Raw genomic sequence first — 25,404 nt, forward strand, 5'->3', positions numbered from 1 at the left:
GGGCCGCCCGAGTGTCGTCGGCCTCTCCGGGGCCACGTAGACTCCGAGGTATGGCGAGGAAGGAACCCGCAGCGGAGGCTGCGACCCCCGGGCGGCTCAAGCAGATCGCCCAGACGTACAAGATGACCCGGAGGGCCGACTCCAAGATCGGCCTGGTCCTCGGGGCCGTGGGAATCGGCACCTTGGGTGTCTTCCTCGCGATCGGATTCCTGATCGGGCATCCCGTCTACCTGGGCATCGCGGGCCTGCTCGTGGCCCTGCTCGCGACGGCCGTGGTCTTCGGCCGCCGCGCCGAGCGCGCCGCCTTCGGGCAGATGGAGGGCCAGCCCGGCGCCGCCGCCGCGGTCCTGGACAACGTCGGCCGCGGCTGGACCACCACCCCCGCGGTGGCGATGAACCGCAGCCAGGACGTCGTGCACCGCGCGGTCGGCAAGGCGGGCATCGTGCTGGTCGCCGAGGGCAACCCCAACCGCCTCAAGGGCCTCCTCGCCGCCGAGAAGAAGCGGATGGCCCGCATCGTCGCGGATGTGCCGGTGCACGACATCGTGGTCGGCGAGGGCGAGGGCCAGGTCCCCCTCAAGAAGGTCCGCACCACCATGCTCAAGCTCCCGCGCACCCTCACCGGCCCCCAGGTCACCGCGACCAACGACCGCCTGCGCGCCCTCGGCGATTTGATGAGCAACATGCCACTCCCGAAGGGCCCGATGCCCAAGGGCATGCGGATGCCCCGCGGCGGAAAGATGCGCTGAGCGGAACACAGTCGGCAGCACCGCCGGGCACCCCGCCCGCGGCCCGTCAGCCACCCGCACCCGTACCGCCCCTCAGGCACCCCTGAGAGAACCCGAAGACCCGAAGAGCGGCCCGGAACCCCCGGGCCGCTCTCGTCTTTCCCGTTTCCCGCACTGCATCCCGTGCGTGTGGTCTCGCGTACGCGGACGTACGTACCCGTAGGCCGTACCCGTAGGCGCGCGCGTCGCATTCGCCGACACGCACGCCGCATCGAGCTCGTCGGACCGCCAGACCGCCAGACCGTCAAGAGGCTGGCTGCCCCGTCGCGTACGTCAGTGCGTCAGCCGACCGCTGCGACCGCCGTGCCGCGCGACGGCCGCCGCACTGCGCCAGGCAGGCTCCTCAGACGCTCAGATCCGCACCTGAACCGCCCGCGCCAACCTGTCGTGCAGCCCGCGGCTGTCCCGGTCCCAGATCAGGGCCGGGACCGCGAGGCAGAGCAGGACGCTGCGGACGAGTACGCGGCCGAAGCCGAGGCGCTCGCCGTGTTCGGAGATCACGCGGAGGCGGAAGAGCCGCTTGCCGGGGGTGGAGCCGATGGTGCCGACGGTCGCCAGGCTCAGGAGGAGGAAGACGGCCAGCGCCCAGTTGCTCGTGGCCCGCTGATCACCACCCGCCAGCAGACCGTATGCGATCAGCGTGCACAGGCCCCAGTCCACCAGGAGGGCACCGAAGCGGCGCCCGAGCGGCGCCACCGAGCCCGGTCCCTCCTCGGGGAGTCCGAGCTGCTGGCCGCGGTAGCCGAAGTCGACACCCATGTCCTCGGCCGCCGCGCGGGGGCCGGACAGCCACGATCCGATCGCATGCCTCTTGTCCACCCGTCCACGGTACTGCCTCCGGTTTCGGGTGGAACCGGACGGGTGGAGAACTCCGCCCCCGCCTCCACCCGGCCCCCGCGCCGGACCCTCACCCTCCATTCCCCTTTGCCACGATCTGTCGCCTTCGCACCCCTCAGGCTGGTTAACTTGGACGAAACAAATGGGTCATGCTCGAGAAATCCCGCCTCCTTATGGTCGGGTCCCAGCGTGTGCCACCGCACTGGCCGCACCACCGAGCTACAACGCCCGCCCCGGGATTCGGGCGCGGGGTAGGAGGAGCTGGATGTTCCAGAACGCCGACGAGGCCAAGAAGTTCATCGCGGACGAGGACGTCAAGTTCGTCGACGTCCGCTTCTGCGACCTGCCGGGTGTGATGCAGCACTTCACGGTGCCCGCCGAGGCGTTCGACCCGGCCGACGAGCTGGCGTTCGACGGCTCGTCGATCCGCGGCTTCCAGGCCATCCACGAGTCCGACATGGCGCTGCGCGCGGACCTGTCGACCGCCCGGGTCGACCCCTTCCGCCGCGACAAGACGCTCAACATCAACTTCTTCATCCACGACCCGATCACGGGCGAGCAGTACAGCCGCGACCCGCGCAACATCGCCAAGAAGGCCGAGGCCTACCTCGCCTCCACCGGCATCGCCGACACCGCGTACTTCGGTCCCGAGGCCGAGTTCTACGTCTTCGACTCGGTCCGCTTCCAGACCGCGGCGAACGAGAGCTTCTACCACATCGACTCCGAGGCGGGCGCCTGGAACACCGGTGCGCTCGAGGACAACCGCGGCTACAAGGTCCGCTACAAGGGCGGGTACTTCCCGGCTCCCCCGGTCGACCACTTCGCCGACCTGCGCGCCGAGATCTCCCTGGAGCTGGACAGGTCCGGCCTGAAGGTCGAGCGCCAGCACCACGAGGTCGGCACCGCGGGCCAGGCCGAGATCAACTACAAGTTCAACACCCTGCTCGCCGCCGCCGACGACCTGATGCTCTTCAAGTACATCGTGAAGAACGTCGCCTGGCGCAACGGCAAGACCGCCACCTTCATGCCGAAGCCGATCTTCGGCGACAACGGCTCGGGCATGCACGTCCACCAGTCCCTGTGGCAGGGCGGCTCCCCGCTCTTCTACGACGAGCAGGGCTACGCGGGCCTCTCGGACACCGCCCGCTTCTACATCGGCGGCATCCTCAAGCACGCCCCCTCGCTGCTCGCCTTCACCAACCCGACGGTGAACTCGTACCACCGCCTGGTCCCGGGCTTCGAGGCGCCGGTCAACCTGGTCTACTCGCAGCGCAACCGCTCGGCCGCGATGCGCATCCCGATCACCGGCTCGAACCCGAAGGCCAAGCGCGTCGAGTTCCGCGCCCCGGACCCGTCCTCCAACCCGTACCTGGCCTTCTCGGCGCTGCTGCTGGCGGGCCTGGACGGCGTGAAGAACAAGATCGAGCCCGCTGAGCCGATCGACAAGGACCTCTACGAGCTCGCCCCCGAGGAGCACGCGGGCGTCCCCCAGGTCCCGACCTCCCTCCCGGCGGTCCTCGACGCCCTCGAAGCGGACAACGAGTACCTCCAGGCCGGCGGCGTCTTCACCTCCGACCTCATCGAGACCTGGATCGACTACAAGCGCACCAACGAAATCGCCCCGATCCAACTCCGCCCGCACCCGCACGAGTTCGAGCTTTATTTCGACATCTAAAGAGCGGGGCCGGGCGAGCAGGGTGAATATCTGAGAATAGCCTGTGACCTGCGAGAATGGTTCTCATCGGATCTCACTGGTGCAGCCTGCTTTCCACTGCCTTGTGCACCAAGTGTGCACCGCTTGACCGGTTCGCTGACGTAACGTCAGCAGCGTTCACGAGGGCCGCTACCCCTTTTTACGGGGTAGCGGCCCTCGTTTGCGCGTGACCGCGCTCTCGTCGTGTCCAGTGCGCCCTGTCTCCACATCGCGGATGGGGCAGCAGCGCGACCCGTAGACTTCGAGGCAGCGACTCCATACCCACCTCGTGAGGCAGGAAAGACGCAGCGAGTAACACTCGCGCGGACGGCCGGAAGGAACCAGGCCCAAATGAACGCATCGGCCGGCGCGAGTCCGTACTCGACAGGTGGGGGTGGGACTGTGTTCGAGCACCACTTCGGGGCCGTCCTACTCTCGTACCTTCTCACCGGCGCCCCAGTCCCCGGCTTGGGCGACCATGTCACGCCGGTCGAAGTCCGGTTTCAGGCCCGTGCTGTCGCTGCGGTGGACGACTACTTGGTCACCGGACTCACCGACAGGGGCACCCCCCATCGCATGTCGATTGCCGTGCGGCGGCGCCCGAAGCTCACTCCGGGGGACTTACTCTCGGTCGAGTTGATGAAGTCGTTTCTGCTTACCCTGCAGCAACGCTGGGCACTTCTAGCTGCAGGGCGGTGGCAGCTGGCCCTAGCAGTGGCCGCTCCTTATCCGCGGGCAGCATCGCTACAGGCTCTGACGACCGCTGCTGTCGCCGCCGGGAGCCCCAGTGTGTTCCATAGCCGCGTGGCCGAGCCGGGGCGACTGAACAAGTCAGATCGCGACACTCTTGCGAATCTCAAGGGGCTGGTTGCGGCGGCCGTGAGCTCTGGCGGCCCTGATGCAGGGTGCACGCCTGACACTCTTACCTGGCGGCTTCTGGCCCATCTGTCAGTGCTGGACCTTCGCTTGGAGGGAGTTCGCCCTCTGGACCGTACGGCAGCCGTGGAGCGTCTTCTGCCGATGGCCACCCGGGTGGAAGCAGCTGACGGCGATGCCCTCTTCTCGCGGCTGAGGGAGTTTGCGAGCGACTGCGCGCCCGCTGGTGCGACCGTGACCCGTGAGTCCCTACTACGAGCTCTGCGTGGCCTGTCATTTGTTCCCGACAAGGCAACGCCCCCTCCGCCCAAGCCGCCGCGCCCCCGCCGCGGGCGGGCCGCAGGTCGGAGTCTTCCCCATCCTCTGTGGTCGCGTCCGAATCGTTTGCGGCCAGGGGCCTGTCAACCCCGGCTTCACGGCGACACACTGCTGGTCGTGGACGGCCACACCCTCCACGCTTTCGATGCCACCTCGGGCGAACCTTTGTGGGGGCCGAAGCCGATGGGGCACAACAACCAGCCGCCCGTGGACGGCACCACCGTCTTCACTTCAGGGATGGGGAACACTCTCCGCCCCCGGAACATCCGCTCCGGAACGGAGACCGGCCCCCGTGTGAACCGCTGCGCCGCGGCACAGGCTGTGTGCGATCGCGGCACGCTCTATGTGCCGGATCTGCAGGGCTCCCTGCACGCGTACGACACGGACTCGGGGCGACATTTGTGGAATTGGCGTCCTGAGCCGACAGCACCGGGCTTCCTCGAAGCCCCTTGCGTCGTTGATGACAGCGTGTTCGTTGCCTGGACCGAATCCGGTTCGTCCCAACCCTGGGCACTTCAGGCCCTCCATGCCGACACGGGTTACCCACGCTGGCCCGAGCCTCTCCGCCTGCCCTCTCCGGAGCACTGGATGGTCTCCGACGACAAACTCTTCGCGATAACCTCCGGAGTCGGCACAGGGGCGCCTTGGTTGGCCATGCACGACGTGTACAGCGGGACCTTGCTATGGCAGAAACAACTGAGCGACCGAGTCGTCGGCAAGCCGATGGCGTCCGAGAAGTCACTCCATTTAGCCCACTCTGATGGCCACGTCTCGTCATTTGATGCGCTTACCGGTGAGAATCGATGGACAGTCAAGGTTGCTAAGTCTCTCCGCACCCACCCCGTAGCGACGGGTGAGCAGGTGCTGATCACGTCTTGGGATCCCGGCCGACTCTTCGCCTTGGACAACACCCAGGGGACGATCGCGTGGCAGGGCAGGCCGCGGCGAGCAGCCTCGCTTATGACCCCCGCGTACCTCACGGACAGCTCAGCTTGGGCGGTGAGCCGAGCAGGGGTGCTCCAGGGTTGGAGTCTTGACACCCGGCGACGTCTCCCAGGTGAGTGTGAGGACTTGCCCTGGAATCCTGCCGATCAGGGAATTCCCCAGGTATGGGACGGTGTCCTGTACGTCGTCACCGGAAACGGCAACCTTCAAGCGATCCGCCTCGATGACACCGTATGACCACGGCGGTCCCCGAAGCCTGCGGCACATGTCTCGCACCGGCTATTCCGCCTCGCGGACGCCCCTTCTGATCTCGATGGCAAGAGCGCCGAGCGCTTCCTTCTCCAAGCCGTAGATGGAGCGAATGTTGACCAATTGTTCGTCGCGAGTCGCGCTGGGGTTGACGTTGGCAGGCCCTTCGCCGTCCAGGAGTGCCTCGAAGGACCCGTACTCGGTGACCCGCAGGACGCGGACGTCGCACATCTCGTCGCTGCCCTTGATGCGGAAGCGGATGGTGTCGCCTGCGGCGAGGTCTTCGAGATGCGGGTACTTCACTCGCACCTCGATGGTCTTGGTGCCCGCGGCCACGAGGTCGAAGTACTTGCGGTAGAGGTTGAGTTCGCGGTCGAGAAGGCCCAGAAGGCGATCGGCCGGCGCTACCGGCTGGCCGCGCGAACGAGGGGCACGCGCGTCACTCGGCCTCGAACAGGTCGGGCCGCCACTCCTGGATCTCCGTGTCGAGTCTGCCTCGGCGCACGTCCTGGAGGGCCGCCGCGTAACCGATCTCGATGGCCCGCGAGAACGCCTCAAGGACCTCCACCGGTGCGTTGAGGTAGCCGCTCCCTGAGTGCTTCGGACGCTAAACGGGCGTCCTCGGCAGGCACGGTGGCTATGTGAAGGTCGTTGATGGCCCGCATGAAACCGTCGAGCTGTTCCTGTGGTGTGTCGGTCATGGGGGACTACATCCGCTACCGACGAGCGCTCGAAACACCAGTCTGCCGCCACTCCCCCGCGATGTGCACCGGTTGTGCACCAGCCTCCTCGTAGAGCGCGCGTCGTAGCAGGTCAGAAGCGTTTCCAAGCTCTACTTCGACATCTAAAGAGCGGGGCCGGGCGGATGTCCGAGAGCCCTGTTCCGGCGAGCGAGGGCCGCCACTCCGGTTTCGGAGTGGCGGCCCTCGTCGCGTGTCGGGTGGCCCGGCCCGTACGGACGACGGGCGGCGAGCGCCGAGGCGCCTGCCATGATCCCCGTCATGGGAACACACATCGCACCGGCCCAAGTGGCGGACTTCCATCAGGTTCTGGCGGATCACTCCCGCTACTGGGGTGAGCGCGATCTTCGCTCGCTGCATCTGCTGGCCCTGGTGCAGGAGTTCGGTGCCACCTGTCTGGTCGCCCGGGGTGAGGACGGGATCCGCGGGTACGTCTTCGGGTTCGTCACCCCGGACGGCACCGGGTACGTGCATCTGATCGCCACGCGGGACGACGCCCGCGGGACCGGGCTGGGGCGTCGTCTGTACAGGGCGTTCGCCGAAGCGGCGGCGGGGCAGGGTGCGCGGAGGCTGAAGGCGGTCACCTCGGTCGAGAACGCCGGCTCCCTCGCCTTCCATCGAGGCCTCGGCTTCGACGCCGAGATCGTCGACGACTACAACGGTCCCGGTCGGGCCATGACCGTCTTCCACCGCGCTCTGCCGCTCGACGTCCCGCGCACCTGATCTGACCTGACCGCCCCACCCCTGACCTGGCCTGACCGCCCCGCCCCTGACCCGACCGCCTCGCTCTCCGCGCGACAGGGCCGGACCGCCATCGATGCCCGGGCCTCCCTTGTGCACGCTCCGTGCCACTCCTATCCTGAACGGTTCTCCGCTCGCCGTGGATCACCGGATCACCGGATCACCGGATCACCGGACCGCGCGAGCCGTTGCCGAGGAGAGGAAACGGAGGTCTCGTCATGCGCTGGCGAAGCCGGCCGTCCGTCCGGAGGGTCCGGGCTGCGGGCGGCGGGTTCCGGGAGGAACGAGATGTCCCGTACGGACAGGACGAAGCCGTTGTGGGTGCGCTATGCGGAGCATGACCCCCGGCCGGTCCACGATCACCGGGAGGGCGGCTGCGACCTGCCGCCCGCTCCGGGGCGGGAGGTGGCGGACACCCGGTGCCGGTGGGAGCACCCCGGGGTGCTGGTGTTCGGGCACAGCTGCTGTTCCGGGTGCGGGGAGCGCTCCTGCACCGCGGAGTGGCAGGGGATGAGGAAGAGCGCCAACCGCAAGGAGCGTTACGCGGGTCGGCGGGAGGCCCGGCGCCAGGCCTCCGGGGAGAGCAGGGACTGACCCGAGTCGATCGCCCGCAGGGCCGCCGCGCTCTCCGCGGCGCGGTCGACCACGTACAGGTGTCCGCCGGGCACCAGGCCGCAGGAGTCCGCGCCGACCTGCTCGGCCAGGGCGGTCAGGGTGCCCGGCGGGCAGGCCTCGTCCTCGGTGCCGCCGAGGAGGGCGAGGGAGGCCGGTACGGGGGCCGGGTGCCAGCCGTCGCGGAGTACCGCGAGGTCGCGGCGGAAGTCGGGGAGCAGCATGCGGACGACGAAGTCGTCGGAGACGGGGAGTTCGGGAAGGATGCCGCGTTGCCGTGCGGTGTACAGGAGTTGATGGTCCGTCAGTTCGTGCAGGCTGCCGCCGGCCCCCATGGCGGGGGGCGCGCTCAGCACCACCCGGAGGTCCAACGGCCAGTCCGCGCCGCGCAGTCGGGCCATCTCGTGCGCCACGGCGGCGCCGAGGCTGTGGCCGAGCAGCAGGCCCGGGCCGTGCAAGTCCCCGTCGAGGACCCGGAGATAGTCCTCGGCGAGGGCGGTGAGGGCGAGCGGCTCCGGGTCGCCGGGGCGGGGCGGTCTGCCGTGGCCGCCGGGCGGCGGGGGCGGCTGGACGGCCACCACGCTCCAGTCCTCGCCGAGTTCGCGGGCGAGGCGGGTGAACGACCGGGCCGAGCCTCCGGCGAAGGGGACGCAGATCAGGCGGCGGGGACCGGAGTCGCGCAGGACGAGGCGTTGCGTGCGGCCCCTCATCGCGCGCGCTCCGACTCGGTCCGGCGGATGAGGTGCCGGGAGGTCTTGCCGGTGGAGGTGGTGGGGAGTTCGGGGACGGTACGGACGGTGCCGGGGCGCTTGAAGGCGGGGAGCCCGGCGCGAGCCGCCGCGAAGACCCGTTCCGGCAGGGCGAGTTCGTCCTCCGGGGAGTCGGCGACCAGGTAGGCGACGATCCGGGTCAGTTCGTGGGCGTCGGGGACGCCGACGACGGCGCAGGCGCGGACGCCGGGGACCTTCAGGAGGACCTCCTCGATCTCGGCGGTGATGATCTTCATGCCGCCGACGTTGAGGACGCTGTCGGTGCGGCCCAGGTGGTGCCAACTCCCGTCGGGGTCGCGGCGCATGACGTCCTCGGTGTACACCCAGCCGTCCCGGAAGGTCTCCGCGGTGCGCTCGGGGCGGTTCCAGTAGCGGGTGGCGACTCCGGGGCCGCGTACCCGCAGCCGTCCCCACTCGCCCGGTGGCAGCGGCCGTTCGTCCTCGTCGAGGATCTCGGCCTGGAAGCCGGGGACGGGGGCGCCGCTCGCGCCGGGGCGGTAGGCGCCGGGGGCGGTGGCCAGGAAGGAGTGCAGGCACTCGGTGGAGCCGAGGGCGTTCATCAGGGGGAGGCCCAGTTCCTCGGTGAGGCGGGTGCCGAGCGCCTCGCCCAGGTGCTCGCCGGAGGAGACGGCGATCCGTACGGAGGAGAGCTGGAGGCGGTCGGCCGCGTCGGGCAGGGCGAGCAGGGCGGCGTACAGGGTCGGTACGGAGAACAGCAGGCTCGGGCGGAAGCGGGTGAGCAGCCGGGAGACGGTGAAGGGGTCGGTGCGGCCCGGGTGGAGCACGGCGCTCGCGCCCGCGGAGAGGGGGAGCAGTACGGAGTTGCCGAAGCCGTAGCCGAAGGGGAGCTTGGCGGTGGACAGGATCCGGTCGGCGGCGGTGAGGCGCAGATGCCGCGCGAAGCCCTCGGGCAGGGCGAGCAGCGCGCCGTGCAGATGGACCACGCCCTTGGGGCGGCCGGTGCTGCCGGAGGTGTACTGCATCAGGGCCGGGTCCTGTGCCGTACGGGGCGTGATCTGTGCCAACTCCTCGGCATGCGCGGCGAGTTCGGGGAGGGCGGGGACGGTGGGGGTGCCGCCGGTGCGGCTCCACAGGGCGGTGCCGGGGAAGCGGGAGGCGGCCTCGGCGGCGAGGGCTCCCCGGCCCTCGTCGAGGAGGACGGCACGGGCGCCGGAGTCCTCGATCACGTAGCACTGCTCGTCGAGGGTGAGCAGCGGGCTCATCGGTACGGGGACGGCGCCGATCCGCATCGCGGCCAGGATGGCGGCGACCGAGGTGACGCAGTCCGGCAGGACCACGACGAGGCGGTCGCCGGGCGCCACTCCCCCGTCGGTCAGGACGCGGGCGGTGCGGCACACCAGCGCGTGCAGGGCGCGGTAGTCGAGCTCCTCCCGCTCGGTCAGCAGGCAGGGGGCGTCGGCGCCGGGCCCGTCCAGGTGGCGGTCGAGGTACCAGCGGACGGCGTTGTGGTCGGCGGCGCTCATGTGCCGGACTCCTGGTGTGCGGGGCGGCCGAGGAGGAGGGCGGTGGCGGTGCCCGCCGGGTCGGCGCCGACGCAGAGGGCGGTTCCGTCCAGGGGCGCGGCGCCGGGGGCGGGTGCGGCGCCGCGGCGCAGTGCCTCCACGGCCAAGGCGGCGGCCAGCGTCCCGTCGCCGCCGCCGGTGCGTCCGGTCACCCGGGCGACCTCGCTCAACGGGACGGTGGGGGAGGTGAGTTGGCGCAGGGCGGCCTCGACCGCCCGGTCGGCCGGAGTGTCGCCGCTGCCGACGAGGACGATCAGGCCGATCTCCGCCGCGGGGCGCCCGGCCTCCCGCAGCGCGGCCTGAACCGCCTCGGTGGCCGCGCGGCCCAGTGCGTCCGGGGTGGGGATGTCCTCGGCGGGGGCGATGGCCTCGCCGGTGCCGAGGACCTGGGCGAGCGCGCGGGCGCCGGCCGTCGGGGCGGGCTCCAGGACGAGCAGGGCCGCGCCCTCGCCCTCGGGGAGGCCGTCCTCGCCCGCGCGGGTTCCGGCGGCGGCGCACAGGGTGTCCGCGCCCGCCGCGAGGACCGTGTCGCAGACGCCGTCCCGCAGCTGGCGCACCCCGGTCGCGACGGCGTCCAGTCCGGCGGTCGTCCCGGCGCAGAGGGTGAGGCAGGGGCCCTCCGCGCCCAGGGCGAGGGAGAGTTGGGCCGCCGCCGCGTTGTAACCGGAGTGCGGTCCCCACACCGGGTTGACCCGGTGGCCCGGGCTGCCCGCGGCGTCGTGGATGGCGAAGTACTCGTTGCGCCCGGCCCGGATGGTGCCGAGGACCACGCCGGTGCGCTCGCCCGCGGTGCGCTCGGCCGCGGGTCCGGTGCCCGCGGTGGCGGCGGCGTGGATCAGCAGGCGGCTGTCCCGGCTCAGGGTGCGGTCGGTGCGGGCGCCGAGGAAGTCGGTCAGCGGCAGCGGCCCGGGCACATGTCCGGCGCGTACCGGGGCCGGGGCCTCGGCGGGGGCACTGCCGGGCCCGGGCGGGAGGGCGTTGGCCACGGGGGCGGGGGCGGCGGTGGTGAAGCGCTCCCGCCCGTGCCGCAGGTCGTCGTAGAGGGCGGCGACGGTGGTGCCGGAGGCGGTCACCACGCCGAGGCCGGTGACCGCGGTGCGGGCGGCGGGCGGCCGGGAGTCGGCTGTGTGCACGTCAGTTCCTCAAGGGGTCGGGGTGCCGGTGGGCCCTGGGCAAGCGAGTGCGGAGGTCCGTCCCGCGGCCGAAGGGTGGGCCGAACGCCGTTCGGCAGGCGCACGTCGGGGTCGGCCGGAGGCTGTCCGGCCCTGCGCGTGGTCGTCGCCCGGGGGGCCGGCTGGATGGCGTCCGGCGCGTGGTCTCGCGGTGCCGGGGGCGGTTCCTGGTGGGGGGTCGGTGGGGGGTGCCGTCCTGGGTACGGGTTTGGGCCGGGCACGGCGCCGCGTATGGGATGTGGGCCGAGCACAGCCTCGGGTACGGGACCCGGGCCGGGCGGGGTCCCGCGTACGGGATGTGGGCCGGACACGGCACCGGGTACGGGATCCGGGCCGGACACAGCCCCGCGAACGAGACCCGCACCAGACACAGCCCCACGTACGAACCACACCCCGAACCGCACCCCGAAGAACCGCACCCCGAACCCCGCCCAGTGCGACGGAAGCGGATGCGGGGCGGCGGGCGGCGGTGGGCGTGCATGGTCGGGGATGCCTAGCAGGTGCTGAAGACGACGGTGGAGGTGTTGCCGCCGAAGCCGAAGGCGTTGCTGAGGGCGGTGTGTACCGGCTGTTCGCGGTGGGTGCCGGGGATCAGGTCGAGGTCCGCGCACTTGCCGTCGGGCTCGCGCATGGTCGGGTTGCCGGGGACCACTCCGGTACGGACGGCCTGGACGCAGACCACGGCTTCGAGAGCGCTGGCGCCGCCCTGGGCGTGGCCGAGCATGCCCTTGACGGAGGAGACGCCAGGGCGGCCCCCGTGGGTGCCGAAGTACTCGGCCAGGCAGAGCGCTTCGAGGCCGTCGCTGGCCGGGGTGCCGGTGCCGTGGGCGCTGACGTGGTCCACCTGCCGCGGGGTCAACTCGGCCCGGGCCAGGCTCTGTTCCATGCAGCGGCGGATGCCGCGGCCCTCGGGGTGCGGGGCGGTCATGTGGTAGGCCTCGGCCGCGACCGACCAGCCGCGCAGTTCGGCGAGCGGGGTCGCGCCCCGGCGCCGGGCGTGGTCGAGGGATTCCAGGACGAGGACGGCGGCGCCCTCGGAGGGCAGCATGCCGCGGCGGTCCCGGTCGAAGGGGCGGGCCCGGTCGGGGGCGACCGCGCGCAGGGTGGTGAACAACTGGAAGACGGCCTCGGAGAGTTCGTCGACCCCGCCGGCCACCATCACCTCGGCCCGGCCGGAGCGGATCAGATCGGCGGCCAGCGAGAGCGCGGTGTTCCCGGCCGCGCAGCCGGCGCCGACCACCTGCCGGGGGCCGTGCAGGGCGAATCTGCGGGCCGGTGAGGCGGCCAGTAGCTGCGGTGTGTCCCAGCTGGGGTCCTCGCCCAAGTCCCGTCCCCGGCGGCGGAGTTCCTCCAGGTGCGGGCGGGTGCCCATGACCGTGCCGAGCACGATTCCGGCCCGCCGCGGATCGGCCGCCCCGGCTGCTTCCGGGCCCGTGAGCCCCGCCTCGGCGAGGGCGCGGGCGGTGGCGTGGTGGGCGTAGCGGACCGAGCGGGGCAGGGCGGCGGCGCCGTCGAGCCCGTCCTCGTCGAGGCCCGCCGGGTCGACCTCGGCGGCCTGGTCGGTCGGGTACCCGGCGGTGGAGAAGCGGGTGACCGGTGCGGTGGCGACCACCCCGGAGGTCACCTTGGCCCAGAACTCGGGGACTTCGCAGCCGAGCGGCGAGGCCACCCCCATCCCGGTCACCACGACCCGCGGGGGCCCCTTGCTCTCAGCCGACATGGGTGAGCACCTCGCGGGCCAGCGCCTCGGCGGTGTCGCTCTCGGCGGCCTGGCCGTCGGTCAGGGAGCAGCCGAACCGGGCCTCGATGTGCGCGATGACCTCCAGCTTCTGCAGGGAGTCGCCGCCGAGTTCCTCGTAGAAGTCCGCGGTGGGCGTGACCTGGTCCAGGGGCACCGTGAGGACCTGCGCGACGATCTCGCTGACCCCGTTCAGGACGTCCGGGCGGTTCATGAGAACTCCTTGCTTCGGTGGGAGGGGGCGACCAGGGCGGTCCAGCGCCGCATGCGCTCCGGGGTGAGTCCGTCGGACCAGTGCAGAGTGCGGGAGGCGGCCAGCCAGTGGCAGACGGCGGCGGCGACGGCCCAGACGGTCGGCGCCCCGGGCACGGCCACCAGCAGGACCAGGAGGAGGAAGTAGAAGGTGTACTGGTGCATGACCTCGCGGGCGGCCTCCCGGTCCGCGGTCCGCACCGCGCGTCCGGCGACCGAGACCACGAGGACCGAGACCACCACCGCGGGGAGCAGGGTCAGCGCGGTCATCGGCAGCGCGCCGGTCAGCGCGAAGACGGTGAGCAGGGCGAAGGGCGCGCCGGTCAGTACGTAGACGGCGGTGCCGCGCCACAGGCGCATCAGGCTGAGCCAGAGGCTGGAGTAGCCGAGCCTGCGGTCGCCCTCGACGTCGGTGATGTCCTTGATGCCGGACAGGCCGAGGGTGAAGGCGGCGAGCACGGCCGCGGCCGGGAGCACCGGGGACCACAGGGTGTCCGGGTCGGCCTCGGTGGCCCAGCCGGTGAGCATCGGGTTGACCAGCGGGGTGATCAGCATCAGCGGGGCGAGGACCGGGTGGCGCTTGAGCGCGGGGCCGATGGAGTAGCCGACGGCGAGCGCGACGTCGACGAGCAGCATCACCGGCAGGGCGGTGGTGGGCCCCGTGAGGAAGAGCACCAGGCCCATGAGGAGGAAGCAGGCCCAGCTCAGCCAGGCGACCACGGCCAGCCGCCGCCAGCCGAACTCCTCGCACAGCGCGGTGCGTTCGGGGCGGTTGAGGACATCCGCCTCGCGGTCGGCGAGCCGGTTCACCGACTCCGTACCGAGGCAGCAGGCCAGCCACATCGGCACCCCGAGCAGGGCGGTGGCGGGGGTCAGGCGCTCCACGGCGGCCATGCCGACCGCGTAGCCGACCCAGTAGTACGCGGCGAAGCGGATGCTGCAACTCCGCAGCAGCAGGAGGGCGCTTCTGCGCAGGGGCAGGGGGGCGCCTCGGGCGATCTCGCTCATTGCAGCCGAACCGTTCTCGAACTGTGCAGCCGGAGGGCGGGGCCGGGTACGCCGAAGTGCTCGGCGTCCTGGCCTCGTTCTCCGCCGTCGGGCAGGCACTCAGTGGGCAGGGACAGGGGGCGGGCCGGTGCTCCCGGCGCGGAACCGGTCCGCCCCGGAGTACGGGGCGGCGGCCGGACCGGCCGGCGAGGGCGGCTCGCTCAGGCGGCCGCGGGGAGTCTCAGGGGCGCCGGGCCGGACAGTGGTCCGTGCTCACGCGGCGCGGTACGCAGGCGTGCCCTCGGGCCGGGCCGCGGGCCGGGAGCGCGGTGACCGGCCGCGGCAGGGCGCCGCACCGGCCACCGGGTTCTCCTCCCGGCTGGGAGGCGGCATCCTTGCCCGCCTCGCGCGCCTTCGTGCATGAGTGCCGATCCTCCCCGTACGTGCTCGGCCGACACGTGACAACGGGCCGATGGTACAAACCGATCCGACCGGTCGCCCAACGATTGTCCGGTTGTGGACAGGGCGGTCAGGGATACGGCCGAGTAGGGCTCATATGGCCGGTCGGGGCGCGTGCGGCGGGCGGCCGGAGCGGGCCGGCCGGGGGCCGGGGCCGTTCACCGCCGGGCGGCGGCGGGCACGGCGGCGGAGCCGTAGTCCTTGTCGGGCGGGTCGTCGCCGCCGGTCAGCGAGGAGGTGGCGCCCGAGACGAGGCCCAGGGCGAGGAAGAGCACGACGAGCACCTTGGCCGCGCCGCCGAGCACCAGCGGCCGGGTCCCGGAACGGGCGGTGCCGCCGGGCGCGGCCGGTTCCGCCGTCCCGCCGGGCACGGGCGCGCGCTCCTCGCCGAAGAGGCCCTTGGGGTAGGCGGGCGTGAGCATCATGACGTACGCGCTGAAGCGCATCGCGTAGCGCAGGACCGCGGCGGTGGACTGGTACAACGGTTCCGGAAGGCGGCCGAGGACCAGGGTGATGAGCCAGAAGATCCAGCCGACCGCGTACCAGCCGGACATCAGCAGCCCGTTGACGACGGCCGCGGGGATCATGAGGATCAGCCGGAAGAACACCGCGAGCCGGTTGAGCTTGGTCGGGTGGATCTCGATCCGTACGGGATGCTCCGGCCCCCGCCAGGAGAACGGCGGATAGCGGTCGACGAGCAGCATCCCGTAGGCGCGCACCCGGGTCTCGTAGCGGAGGTAGCCGAAGAGGAAGCGCGCGATCGGGCCGGGCAGGTGCCCGAGGAAGAGGGCGCCGAACCAGCCGGCCACGGTCATCACGAAGGCGGCGATCCCGAGCACCGCGAGGACCAGGAACTGCGGGATCAGCAGCAGCCAGCGCAGCAGCACGGTCCAGCGGCGCTGCCTGCCCGGGGCGGGGACGTCCAGTTCGGGCAGGACTTCGGCGCCGCCGGGGGCCGCCTCGGGGGTGTGCCAGGTGGTGTGTGCCATGGTGCCGCTCCGATGCCGGGCGGGGCTCCCGCGCCCCGCTCCCCCACTGGGTCCGCTCCCTTTCCGTCCTCTCCACCGTGCCCCAGGATCCGTGCGGGCGCGCGTCCGCACGGATCGCCCGCGCCGCCGGCGTCGTCGTGCGGGCGGCCGCGCCCGGTGTCAGGGTGGAGAGGTGGCCGACTGGTACACGCGGACCATCCTGGACTCCGGCAAGCAGCCGCTGCTGATCCTGCTGGTGGCCTTCGTCGTCGCGTTCCTCTTCATCCGGCTCAGTGTGCGCATGATCCGGGCCGAGGTCTCGTGGTGGCCGGGGAACATCGAGGGCGAGGGCTTCCACCTGCACCATGTGGTCTTCGGCATCGTCTTCATGGTGATCGCCGGTTTCGGCCTGGTCTCGCCCGCGGGCACCCATCGGCCCTGGACCGAGATCCTGGCCGGGCTCTTCGGGGTCGGCACCGCCCTGGTACTGGACGAGTTCGCGCTCGTCCTGCATCTGAAGGACGTGTACTGGACCGGCGAGGGGCGGCTCTCGGTGGACGCCGTGGTGGTGGGGGCCGCGCTCGGCGGGCTGCTGCTGATCGGCTCGGCGCCCTTCGGCGTGAACGACGACACCGTGGACGGCTCGGCGGTGGTCGGCTGGGACGCGGTGACCACGGTCCTGGTCAACGGCACCCTCGCGCTCATCGCGCTCTCCAAGGGCAAGGTCTTCACCGGCATCATCGGCCTGTTCGTGCCGGTGCTCGCCCTGGTCGGGGCGCTGCGCCTGGCCCGCCCCGGCTCCCCGTGGGCCCGCCGCCGCTACCCGCCCGGCAGCCGCAAGGCGGCCCGCGCCCTGAAGCGCGAGACCCGCGAGAACTGGATGCGGGTGCTGCGCGTGCGGACCTACGACCTGATCGCGGGCAAGCCCTCACCGGACCCGGCGCAGGACTCGGCGGACCCGGCGCAGGATGTACGGAAGGGCTGATCCGTGGCGGTACGTGGGGACCGGGCGGGAGGTGGCGGCCACCGCCGACCGTGCGCGTCCGCTCTCGGGCAGGAGGTGGCAGGCAACCGCCCGCCTGACCTGCGCGTCCGCCCTCGGACGGGCGGGAGATGGCAGGCCGCCGACCTGGCGTCGCGGTGAGCCCGGGATGCGTGAACCGGGGGTGCGGTGAGCCCAGGATGCGGTGAGCCCGGGTCGCGGTGAACCGTGCTCAGACGGCCCCGGCGCTGTGCCCCTTCGCCTTCGGCGGGCACGCCCTGTGAGGGCGGCAGCGGCGGATCCGGCCTCAGCGCCGAATCGCCGCCGCTGCCGCTCCCGCCGCTGCGACCGCCAGCCCGGCCCGGGAGAGGCTCAGGCCGCCGTCCTCAGTTCGGCCTGGCCGAACAGCAGGGCGTGTCCTGCGGGGAGTTGGGCGAGTATCCGGGTGAGCAGCCCGGGGCCCGCGAGCACGGCCACGGTGCCGAGCACGGCGCCGACGTCCCAGCGCACGGTGGCGGGCGAGGCGCCGGTCCGCGCCGCGAGGTCCGTCACGAAGGCCCCGCCGGTACGCGGCTCGGGGTCCGGGACCTCGGCGGTCAGAACGCGGGCGGCCTCCACGGGCAGCCGGGCCGCGAGGTCGACGCGCTCCTCACCGGTCAACTGCCGTCCCAGGCCCGCGAGTACGAGGCGGGTGACCTCCTCGGCGCGCTCCCGGGTGGGGTAGACCCCTTCGTAGCGGACTTTCTCCAGCATCTGCTCGAAGGTCATCGCGGGTATCCGGCGGACCGGTTCGGCCTGACCCTGCATCGCGGTCTCGGGGTGGCGGTACATCGCGCTCGCAGTCACCTTTCGCCCTCTGCCTCTTCTCTTGTCTCTGCTGTTCTTGTGCTTCTGTCTCTAGCTGTTCTCGTGCTTCTTGATCTCTGCGCGGCTCTGGTGTCCGGTGTCCTCGAACTCGCTTCCGGCCGAAGGGAATTGGTCTTCCTCTTGGCCGGGAGCCCGCCTCGCGGGCCTCGGCGCGCACCGGCGTCCTGCTGCCCTGACTCCGTTTGTCCACTGCGCGCCGGTGTATGCGTCCCTCTTCCGCTTTCCTCTTCCGTTTTCGTCCCCGACCGCGGAGGGGACCGCCGCGGCGGCCCGGCGCCGGAGACCCGCGCCGGGCCGCGCGCGGGATCCCGGGATCAGCCGGAGATCTCCTTGCGCTCCCCGCCGATGACGACCTTGCGGGGCTTGGCGCGCTCGGCGATCGGGATGCGCAGGGTCAGCACGCCCGCGGCGTAGTCGGCCTCGATGTGTTCCGTGTCCAGGGTGTCGGCGAGCGCGATCTGCCGCGAGAAGACGCCGAGGGGCCGCTCGGACAGCTCCAGCTGGACGTTCTCCGCCTTGGCCGCCGGGCGCCGCTCGGCCTTCACGGTCAGCATGTTGCGCTCGACGTCGATGTCGATCGCCTCGGGTGTCACCCCGGGCAGATCGAAGGCGACCACGTACTCATCGCCCTCGCGGTAGGCGTCCATCGGCATCGCGGAAGGCCGGGACCAGGTGCCGGGGCCGAGCAGCTGCTGAGTGAGACGGTCCAGCTCGCGGAAGGGATCGGTGCGCATCAACATCGCGAAAACACCTCCGAAAGTTCAGGCAGAAACTGCCAATGCGCTTTCACCTGGCACTGTTGTAGCATGTCGTCCAATGGATGACAAGCAGGGGGTCATCACATGGACGACGACCCCGCGCACCGCTCCCCCCGCACCACTCACCGACACCCGCCAACGCCCGACACCACCGGAGAGGAGGCCCGCCGTGGCCCCCGCCGACCCCATCGACCCGCACCACCACGTCGATCCGCACCACCCCGGCCAAGGACATCCGGCCTCCTTCCTCGCCGCCGCGGCGGCCCTGGAGGCGATCGACGCGGCGGTGCGCGGCGCGCAGGCGGACCAGCCCGACGGGGCCTCCGACCCGCTCACCGGCCCCGAACAGGCCCTGGCCTCGCTCCTGTTGCTGCGCGAGGTACGCGAGAAGCTGGCGGGCTGGGAGGCCGGGCTGATCGAGACCGCCCGCTCCTCCGGGGCCAGTTGGGCCGATCTCGCCCACCCCCTGGGCGTCGCCAGCCGCCAGGCCGCCGAGCGCCGCTATCTGCGCCAGCGCCCCGGGCCCGCCGGATCAACCGGCGAGCAGCGGGTGCGGGCCACCCGCGACCGCCGCGCCGCCGAGCGCACCGTCAGCGTCTGGGCGCGCGACCACGCGGCCGAACTGCGGCGCCTGGCCGGGCAGATCACCGCGCTCACCGGACTTCCGGCGGCCTCCCGCACCTCGCTCGGCGCGCTGGACGCGGCCCTCGCCCACGACGACCCCGCCGCCCTGATCGCCCCGCTGGCCGCCGCCCGGCCGCATCTCGCCGCCGGGCACCCCGAGTTGGCGGACCGCGTCGACACCCTGACCCGGCACACCGACCGGCTCCGCAAGGACAGCGAACAGCGGCGCGGTCCGGTGCGGACAACCCTGCCGGACATGCCGTAGGATCGCGCCCCCTCCCACCGAAACCGGGTGCCCCGGCACAACAGCCGCAGCCGCCCCGGACCGCCGGTCCGGCAGGGGCCGGGAGAGGGCGGCGATATCGGGCGGCGCATGGGCTTCAGAGGGCTTCCCCGCAGCTCAGGGCGATGATAGTCCGAAGCTATACCCGTTCGGCATTGGGCAAGAGCGCCGCCATCCACAACGGTGTACTCATGGCTGACGGGCGGACCCCACCAAGGTTCTCGCCGGGTACTGAGCCGGGGGGCGGAAACGGCCCGCTCCTGGACTCAGGGCACGGCTGCCCGTCATGCGCCGTTCCGAGCGGTGAGAGTGCGCGGCTGGTGACAGCGGCCGAGTTGCTCGAACAGGCGGCGCACGTGCTGCGTGAACGTCGTTGGACTTCCGGTGAACTGCACCTTCTGGCAGTCCAGTTGACGGAATCGTTGCGCGAGGTCCACCGGATCGCGGAGAGCCGGGTGTCCCCATCCCGTGCCCCCTGCGTCCGGCCGCACGAGGCCGGTTGCGGCCCGGGCGGCGAGACCGGAGACGGTCCGCTGCTCGCGGACGCCTGCGGCTGAGTGCGGCAACGGCGAGCGGTTGCGTGAACCACCCCTCATGGACCGCCACCCCCCACAAGGCCCGGGCGGGCATTCCAGGTCTCCCCCAACTCCTGGAATGCCCGCCCGGCACCGCTTTCTCTGCTTTCTCTGCTTCCTTCTGGTTTCTTCCGTTTTCTTCCGGAGACCGCCGCGCCCTTCGACGCGGCGGCCCCGCCTCAGCGGCTGTACCGCATCAGCGCCCGCACCATGTGGCAGGTGGTGGCCGACGGCGGATGGATGCCGATGTGCTCGGCGGTGGTGCGGATCCTCGTGTCCGGCGCCTGGTTCGGCAGGTGCACCCCGGAGTCGAGCAGCGCGATGGCCAGGCGCATCGCCTTCAGGCGCCGGTTGTGGGTGATGTACCAGTCCCGGGGGCGGCCCGGCGGGAGCGGCTTCTTCGCGAGCGGACGGTACGGGAGGTCGATCGGCAGGGGCATCTGGTCGAGAACGGCAGCCGGCACAGGCATCCTCCTGTCGTGGTCGGCAGGGCCCGGGAAACCCCGTACCCTCCCTCGAACACTGCCCCTATTCTACCGCCGCGCACTGACAGTCCGGCAGTCCGCGAGGGCATCAAAAGCCCAGTACAGCAACGGATTTGGCGCCCTGTGACACCTGCTCGGGAAGCGACGGGCGAGGCCCCGGGATATTCGAACAGAGAGCGGGGCGGACGGACGCTCGGAGCACCGGGACGACGTTCGGAGCACCGGGATCCCCCAACTCCCCCGCGGCGCCGGCGCCTTGCCGCTCTGCCGAGACGCGGTGATCATCGCCGCGTACCGTGACCTCATGGAGATCTGGATCAACCCCGCCTGTTCGAAGTGCCGCAGCGCCGTCAAGCTCCTGGACGAGGAGGGCGCCTCGTACACGGTGCGGCGCTATCTGGAGGACGTGCCGAGCGAGGCGGAGATCCGGGCGGTGCTCGAACGGCTCGGGCTGGAACCCTGGGACCTGCTGCGCACCCAGGAGGACGAGGCCCGGCAGCTCAACCTCAAGGACCGCACCGCCTGGCCCCGGGACGCCTCCGGCCGGGACCGCTGGATCGCCGCCCTGGCCGCCCACCCCCGCCTGATCCAGCGCCCGATCCTCACCGCCGACGACGGCAGCGCGGTGGTCGCCCGCTCACCGGAGGCGGTACGGGCGGCACTGGGCCGCAAGTAGGGCCCCGGGCAGGGCAGTTGGGCGCGGGAGCCGGACCGGGGCGCACTCGGCGGGCGGGGTAACACGGGGTTCATCCTCGGGCAACGGCCGGGAAACCGTCTGTTGACACCCTGCGGGCGTCTGCGCAGCGCCACGAGGGCTGCGGCACAGAAACCCGCGACGGAGGATGGGGCCCCGTGACGTTCAAGGCTGAGTACATCTGGATCGACGGCACCGAGCCCACGGCCAAGCTGCGCTCGAAGACGAAGATCCTCGCCGACGGGGACAGCCGCACCGAGCTGCCGGTCTGGGGCTTCGACGGCTCCAGCACCAACCAGGCCGAGGGGCACGCCTCCGACCGGGTGCTCAAGCCGGTCTTCGTCTGCCCCGACCCGATCCGCGGCGGTGCGGACCTGCTCGTGCTGTGCGAGGTCCTGAACACCGACCTGACCCCGCACTCCTCCAACACCCGGGCCGCCCTCGCCGAGGTGGCCGAGCGCTTCGCGGGGCAGGAGCCGGTGTTCGGCATCGAGCAGGAGTACACCTTCTTCGAGGGCGAGCGGCCGCTCGGCTTCCCGGTCGGCGGCTTCCCGGCGCCGCAGGGCGGCTACTACTGCGGGGTCGGCGCGGACGAGATCCACGGCCGCGCGGTCGTCGAGGCGCACCTGGAGAACTGCCTGACCGCCGGGCTCGGCATCTCCGGCATCAACGCCGAGGTCATGCCCGGCCAGTGGGAGTTCCAGGTGGGCCCGCTGGCCCCGCTGGAGGTCTCCGACCAGCTGTGGGTCGCCCGCTGGCTGCTCTACCGCACCGCCGAGGACTTCAAGGTCTCGGCCACCCTGGACCCGAAGCCGGTCAAGGGCGACTGGAACGGCGCCGGCGCGCACACCAATTTCTCCACCCGGGCGATGCGCGAGGGCTACGAGGCCATCGTCACCGCCTGCGAGTCGCTCGGCGAGGGCTCCAAGCCGCTGGACCACGTGAAGCACTACGGCGCCGGCATCGACGACCGCCTCACCGGCCTGCACGAGACCGCCCCCTGGAACGAGTACAGCTACGGGGTCTCCGACCGCGGCGCCTCGGTCCGCATCCCCTGGCAGGTCGAGCAGGACGGCAAGGGCTACATCGAGGACCGCCGCCCCAACGCCAACGTCGACCCGTACGTGGTCACCCGCCTCCTGGTGGACACCTGCTGCACGGCCCTGGAGAAGGCCGGACAGGTCTGAACCGGCCGCCGCCCAGGGCCACTTGCCCCGTCCCCCGGCCGCCGTCCAGGCCGAACCGCCCGTCCACGGGGGCGTCCGCGCGGGCACCGCGCGGACGCTCTCCGGCATGCCCGCCGACCGGGCCCGGGTACGTATCCGGGCCGAGCCGGGCCGCCCTCCGGCGCCCGTGCAATGGGGCCCAGCACCCATACTCTGCCCCGGCACCGCGTGCCAGGGTGGAACACATGCTCGACATCACTGCGGAGACGGAGAACTGGGCCTCGCCCGGGAGGGTTTCCGCGGCGCGCCTCCGCGAGATCGTCCGGTCGCTCGGCGGCGCGGACCGGTTCCTCGTCGTCCGCCGCCGCACGGACGGCTTCGGCGCCTTCCTCCAGGTCTGGCACCAGCACGGCGCCCCCTTCGAGCTGGAGCACCGCACCGCCGCCGGGGCCCACCTGGGCGCCGATCTGCACGAGGCGGGGCGGGTGGCCGAGACCGTGGTGGGCTGGGCACGCGCCGAGGCGGACTGGGACGCGGGACTGCTCTGGGAGCCGATGGCGGTCGGCCCCGGGGTGGACGTCTCCGAGCTGCCGAAGGACGTACGGGCCGAAATCGAGGAGTACGTACGGGAGTTGCTGCGGGTTGGGTACGCCTCGCGCGATCAGCTCGCGGAGGCGGCCGAGCGGTGGCTCAGCGACGAGGACGAGCAGCCGGTCTCGGCGGCGCAGGCCCGGCAGCTGGTGGAGGCGCTCTGGCAGGAGCGCCACGCGCAGACCCGGCGCTGGCCCGAGGTGACCGATCCGGACCGGGTGAGCCGGGCCTTCGCGGAGCTGGACGCCGGGGGCCTGACCGCCCGGGAGAACTTCGCCTGCTGCCGCGACTGCGGACTCGGCGCCCTCGCGGAGGGGGGCGGCCCGGACCGCGGCTTCGTCTTCTTCGACCAGCAGTCGGCCGAGCACGCGGCGGCCGGAGGCGGACTCACCCTGTACTACGGGGCGTTCCGGCCGGGCTGGGCGCCGCGTGAGATAGGCCACGAGGTGGTGGCGGCGCTGGAGCGCGCGGGGCTGCGGGCGCAGTGGGACGGCGAGCTGGCCGACACCCTGCGCGTACCGGAACTGCACTGGCGGAAGCGGCCTCCGCGCTGAGCGGAGCGGGGGGCGGCGCCGGGCGGTCGGCGGGCCCGGTTCCGTATCACCTGGCGAGACCGTATGTGAGAAGTCTGCTGCGAACACGTGTCGTCTGCTTCAATGGGCGCATGGCCAGCTATCAGATCACCGCGACGGGTCGCCACGACCTCGAGCCGTTCTGGCCTTCCCGTCAGCACCATGACTTCGACCGGGTGTGTTGCCGCGCGAGGAACGCGCAGGCCCTCTAAACCCGGTATCCCGGCGAACCCGGTCCCCCGGCCTTCGGCCAGCGCGCACGACACGTCCTTCGACGAATCCGGCGAATCCGACGCATACGTCGATGACCCCGACGAATCCGACGACTTCCGCGCGAAGAGAGCACATCATGGCTGACAGCCGCACTCTGTCCACCGCCGCCCGTCCCTCCGCCGCCACGGCCGCACCGCCCCGGCACCGCCTGCGTGCCGTGGACCGCGACGAGGTGGTCGACGTCTCCGAGTTCCTGCCGCCCGGCGCCACCTGGCTGCCCGCGCCGCCGCACACGCTGCCCACCCTGCCGGGCCGCCCGCCGATGGTGGGCTATCTGCTGCTCGTCCCGGCCGACCAGCAGCAGCAGTTGCTGTCCGGGCAGCTCGCCGAGGCGGGTCTCCCGCAGCCCGCGCCGGTGGCCGAGAAGGCCCCGCGGCCCGTACCGGCGACCGTGCCCGAGGCGGAGCAGAGGCCGGCCCCCCGGGGCAGCGAGGACCTCGTCCTCATCGACCCCGTGCAGCGCACGGCGGCCGTCGAGGGCGCACCGCTCGACCTGACCTACCTGGAGTTCGAGCTCCTCGCCCACCTGGTGGCCCACCCGCACCGGGTGCACACCCGCGACCAGCTGGTCACCACGGTGTGGGGGTACGGGCACGTGGGCGACGGCCGCACCGTCGACGTCCACATCGCCCGGCTGCGCCGCAAGCTCGGCGCCCGGCACCGCCAGATGATCCAGACGGTCCGCCGGGTCGGCTACAAGTACGCGCCCGCCACGCGCCGTTGAGCACGGCGGTGGCCGCCCCGGCGGGGTGGCCGCCGCCCGCGTACTGCGGATTTCGCCTGGCGGCAGAATCCTTACCGCCCGCGGCCCGGAGCGGGGCAGAGTCAGCGGCATGAGACTTCTGATTCTGGGCGGCACACAGTTCGCGGGCCGGGCGCTGGCCGAGGCGGCGCTCGCACGGTCCTGGGAGGTCACGGTCTTCCACCGCGGCCGACACGAGGCACCGGCGGGCGTCCGCGTCCTGCACGGCGACCGCACCGCGCCCGGCGGCCTCGACGCGCTCGCGGACGGCAGCTGGGACGTGGCCGTGGACACCTGGTCGGCGGCCCCGGCCGCGGTCGACACGGCGGCGCGCGCCCTCGCGGGCCGGGTGGGGCGCTTTGTCTACGTGTCGAGCTGCTCGGTCTACGCCTGGCCGCCGCCCGCCGGGTTCACCGAGGACGCCCCGGTGGTGGCGGCCGCCCCGGACGCCGAGTCCACCGACTACGCGGCCGACAAGCGCGGCGGCGAACTGGCCGCCCTCGCCGCCTTCGGCCCCGGGGCCTCGCTCCTCGTGCGGGCCGGGCTGATCCTCGGCCCCTACGAGAACATCGGCCGCCTGCCGTACTGGCTGAACCGGATCGCCGCCGGCGGGCGGGTGCTCGCCCCGGGGCCGCGCGGGCTGCCGCTGCAGTACATCGACGTACGGGACCTCGTCGAGTGGATCCTGGACGCCGCGGAGCGGGGGCTCAGCGGCCCGTACAACCTGGTCGGTCCCCAAGGGCACGCCACCATCGGGGAGTTGCTCGACCACTGCCTGCGGGTCACCGGCTCGGCGGCCGAGCTGCGCTGGACCGATCCGGGGACCGTGCTCGCCGCGGGCATCGAGCCGTGGACCCAGCTGCCGGTGTGGGCGCCGCCGGACTCCGAGATCTACGACGCGCTGTTCCGGGTCGATGTCTCGGCGGCGCTCGCGGCGGGGCTGCGGGCGCGCCCGGTGGCCGAGACGGTGGCCGACACCTGGCGGTGGCTGTGCGCGGTGGGCGGCGAGGCGCCGGTGCGGCCGGACCGGCCGCCGGTCGGCCTCGACCCGGACGTCGAGCGCGAGGTGCTGGGGCGGTAGGGCGCGGCGGCGGGAGCCCCGCCACCGCCCGGGCTCGCGCGCG

25 protein-coding genes are annotated in these 25,404 nt (G+C 72.3%); 12 read left to right on the forward strand and 13 right to left on the reverse strand.

Annotated features, from left to right (window positions below; translation table 11 throughout):
• Positions 1-50: 50 nt before the first annotated feature.
• Positions 51-749 (forward strand): DUF4191 domain-containing protein, encoded by a 699-nt coding sequence (locus tag HFV08_RS09740; RefSeq protein WP_168537853.1) that lies wholly within the window; start codon positions 51-53, stop codon positions 747-749.
• 390 nt (positions 750-1,139) lie between these two features.
• Here HFV08_RS09740 and HFV08_RS09745 read toward each other — a convergent pair whose 3' ends face one another.
• Positions 1,140-1,607 (reverse strand): RDD family protein, encoded by a 468-nt coding sequence (locus HFV08_RS09745; protein ID WP_040254223.1) that lies wholly within the window; start codon positions 1,605-1,607, stop codon positions 1,140-1,142.
• A 283-nt stretch (positions 1,608-1,890) separates the two neighbouring features.
• On the opposite strand from HFV08_RS09745, the gene glnA reads away from it, so the two are divergent.
• On the forward strand, positions 1,891-3,300 hold the full coding sequence (gene glnA / locus HFV08_RS09750) for a type I glutamate--ammonia ligase (RefSeq protein WP_040254221.1): 1,410 nt from the start codon (positions 1,891-1,893) through the stop codon (positions 3,298-3,300).
• A 1,329-nt stretch (positions 3,301-4,629) separates the two neighbouring features.
• Positions 4,630-5,694, forward strand: coding sequence for an outer membrane protein assembly factor BamB family protein (locus tag HFV08_RS09755; RefSeq protein WP_168537855.1), 1,065 nt, complete (start codon positions 4,630-4,632; stop codon positions 5,692-5,694).
• Between the two features lie 42 nt (positions 5,695-5,736).
• Here HFV08_RS09755 and HFV08_RS09760 read toward each other — a convergent pair whose 3' ends face one another.
• Together HFV08_RS09760 and HFV08_RS32090 are read right to left on the reverse strand one after the other, a co-directional pair.
• Positions 5,737-6,093, reverse strand: a complete 357-nt coding sequence (locus HFV08_RS09760) for an ASCH domain-containing protein (RefSeq protein ID WP_168537943.1) — start codon at positions 6,091-6,093, stop codon at positions 5,737-5,739.
• A gap of 52 nt (positions 6,094-6,145) precedes the next feature.
• Positions 6,146-6,274 carry a hypothetical protein gene (locus tag HFV08_RS32090; protein ID WP_281373455.1) on the reverse strand — a complete coding sequence of 43 codons (129 nt, stop codon included), beginning with the start codon at positions 6,272-6,274 and terminating at the stop codon, positions 6,146-6,148.
• Between the two features lie 421 nt (positions 6,275-6,695).
• On the opposite strand from HFV08_RS32090, the gene HFV08_RS09765 reads away from it, so the two are divergent.
• The gene (locus HFV08_RS09765) at positions 6,696-7,169 is read left to right on the forward strand and encodes a GNAT family N-acetyltransferase (protein ID WP_210430047.1); all 474 of its coding nucleotides are present in this window, start codon (positions 6,696-6,698) and stop codon (positions 7,167-7,169) included.
• A 557-nt stretch (positions 7,170-7,726) separates the two neighbouring features.
• Here HFV08_RS09765 and HFV08_RS09775 read toward each other — a convergent pair.
• The 7 genes from HFV08_RS09775 to HFV08_RS09805 all read right to left on the reverse strand — a co-directional run bounded on the left by HFV08_RS09775 (position 7,727) and on the right by HFV08_RS09805 (position 15,689).
• Positions 7,727-8,509: a thioesterase II family protein gene (locus HFV08_RS09775; RefSeq protein ID WP_168537859.1), complete on the reverse strand. Its 783-nt coding sequence runs from the start codon at positions 8,507-8,509 to the stop codon at positions 7,727-7,729.
• A complete protein-coding gene (locus HFV08_RS09780; protein ID WP_168537861.1) occupies positions 8,506-10,053 on the reverse strand; it encodes an acetate--CoA ligase in 1,548 nt (515 codons plus the stop codon). The genes HFV08_RS09775 and HFV08_RS09780 overlap by 4 nt, the downstream gene beginning before the upstream one ends.
• The gene (locus HFV08_RS09785) at positions 10,050-11,225 is read right to left on the reverse strand and encodes a beta-ketoacyl synthase N-terminal-like domain-containing protein (protein ID WP_168537863.1); all 1,176 of its coding nucleotides are present in this window, start codon (positions 11,223-11,225) and stop codon (positions 10,050-10,052) included. The genes HFV08_RS09780 and HFV08_RS09785 overlap by 4 nt, the downstream gene beginning before the upstream one ends.
• A gap of 532 nt (positions 11,226-11,757) precedes the next feature.
• On the reverse strand, positions 11,758-12,984 hold the full coding sequence (locus HFV08_RS09790; RefSeq protein ID WP_168537865.1) for a beta-ketoacyl-[acyl-carrier-protein] synthase family protein: 1,227 nt from the start codon (positions 12,982-12,984) through the stop codon (positions 11,758-11,760).
• Positions 12,974-13,216 (reverse strand): acyl carrier protein, encoded by a 243-nt coding sequence (locus HFV08_RS09795; RefSeq protein ID WP_040254215.1) that lies wholly within the window; start codon positions 13,214-13,216, stop codon positions 12,974-12,976. The genes HFV08_RS09790 and HFV08_RS09795 overlap by 11 nt, the downstream gene beginning before the upstream one ends.
• Positions 13,213-14,262 (reverse strand): UbiA family prenyltransferase, encoded by a 1,050-nt coding sequence (locus HFV08_RS09800; RefSeq protein WP_168537867.1) that lies wholly within the window; start codon positions 14,260-14,262, stop codon positions 13,213-13,215. The genes HFV08_RS09795 and HFV08_RS09800 overlap by 4 nt, the downstream gene beginning before the upstream one ends.
• Positions 14,263-14,858: 596 nt before the next feature.
• A complete protein-coding gene (locus HFV08_RS09805; protein WP_168537869.1) occupies positions 14,859-15,689 on the reverse strand; it encodes a DUF4389 domain-containing protein in 831 nt (276 codons plus the stop codon).
• 172 nt (positions 15,690-15,861) lie between these two features.
• Here HFV08_RS09805 and HFV08_RS09810 point away from each other — a divergent pair, with 172 nt between their 5' ends.
• Positions 15,862-16,653 (forward strand): hypothetical protein, encoded by a 792-nt coding sequence (locus HFV08_RS09810; RefSeq protein ID WP_168537871.1) that lies wholly within the window; start codon positions 15,862-15,864, stop codon positions 16,651-16,653.
• 369 nt (positions 16,654-17,022) lie between these two features.
• Here the strand turns inward: HFV08_RS09810 and HFV08_RS09815 are convergent, their stop codons facing one another.
• Together HFV08_RS09815 and HFV08_RS09820 are read right to left on the reverse strand one after the other, a co-directional pair.
• Positions 17,023-17,457: a DUF2267 domain-containing protein gene (locus tag HFV08_RS09815; RefSeq protein WP_040258317.1), complete on the reverse strand. Its 435-nt coding sequence runs from the start codon at positions 17,455-17,457 to the stop codon at positions 17,023-17,025.
• Between the two features lie 374 nt (positions 17,458-17,831).
• A complete protein-coding gene (locus tag HFV08_RS09820; RefSeq protein WP_168537873.1) occupies positions 17,832-18,257 on the reverse strand; it encodes an Hsp20/alpha crystallin family protein in 426 nt (141 codons plus the stop codon).
• A gap of 187 nt (positions 18,258-18,444) precedes the next feature.
• Between HFV08_RS09820 and HFV08_RS09825 the strand changes: the two genes are divergently transcribed.
• Both HFV08_RS09825 and HFV08_RS09830 read left to right on the forward strand, forming a co-directional pair.
• Positions 18,445-19,164, forward strand: coding sequence for a type III effector protein (locus HFV08_RS09825; protein WP_376770589.1), 720 nt, complete (start codon positions 18,445-18,447; stop codon positions 19,162-19,164).
• 338 nt (positions 19,165-19,502) lie between these two features.
• Complete coding sequence (locus tag HFV08_RS09830; protein WP_145945174.1) at positions 19,503-19,739, forward strand: hypothetical protein; 237 nt, start codon at positions 19,503-19,505, stop codon at positions 19,737-19,739.
• Between the two features lie 197 nt (positions 19,740-19,936).
• Here HFV08_RS09830 and HFV08_RS09835 read toward each other — a convergent pair whose 3' ends face one another.
• Positions 19,937-20,221, reverse strand: a complete 285-nt coding sequence (locus HFV08_RS09835; RefSeq protein ID WP_376770590.1) for a hypothetical protein — start codon at positions 20,219-20,221, stop codon at positions 19,937-19,939.
• Positions 20,222-20,546: 325 nt separating this feature from the next.
• Here HFV08_RS09835 and HFV08_RS09840 point away from each other — a divergent pair, with 325 nt between their 5' ends.
• The 5 genes from HFV08_RS09840 (at position 20,547) to HFV08_RS09860 (ending at position 25,361) form a co-directional block, all read left to right on the forward strand.
• Positions 20,547-20,918 (forward strand): arsenate reductase family protein, encoded by a 372-nt coding sequence (locus tag HFV08_RS09840; protein WP_168537875.1) that lies wholly within the window; start codon positions 20,547-20,549, stop codon positions 20,916-20,918.
• A gap of 176 nt (positions 20,919-21,094) precedes the next feature.
• Positions 21,095-22,123, forward strand: coding sequence for a glutamine synthetase (glnII, locus tag HFV08_RS09845; protein WP_168537877.1), 1,029 nt, complete (start codon positions 21,095-21,097; stop codon positions 22,121-22,123).
• Between the two features lie 224 nt (positions 22,124-22,347).
• Positions 22,348-23,247, forward strand: a complete 900-nt coding sequence (locus HFV08_RS09850; protein ID WP_168537879.1) for a DUF6891 domain-containing protein — start codon at positions 22,348-22,350, stop codon at positions 23,245-23,247.
• A 367-nt stretch (positions 23,248-23,614) separates the two neighbouring features.
• Positions 23,615-24,262, forward strand: coding sequence for a winged helix-turn-helix domain-containing protein (locus HFV08_RS09855; protein ID WP_168537881.1), 648 nt, complete (start codon positions 23,615-23,617; stop codon positions 24,260-24,262).
• 109 nt (positions 24,263-24,371) lie between these two features.
• Entirely contained in the window at positions 24,372-25,361 is a 990-nt protein-coding gene (locus HFV08_RS09860) for an NAD-dependent epimerase/dehydratase family protein (RefSeq protein WP_168537883.1), read from the forward strand.
• The last annotated feature ends 43 nt before the right edge of the window (positions 25,362-25,404 follow it).

This window comes from Streptomyces physcomitrii (assembly GCF_012273655.1).
GTDB classification, from domain to species: domain Bacteria; phylum Actinomycetota; class Actinomycetes; order Streptomycetales; family Streptomycetaceae; genus Streptomyces; species Streptomyces physcomitrii.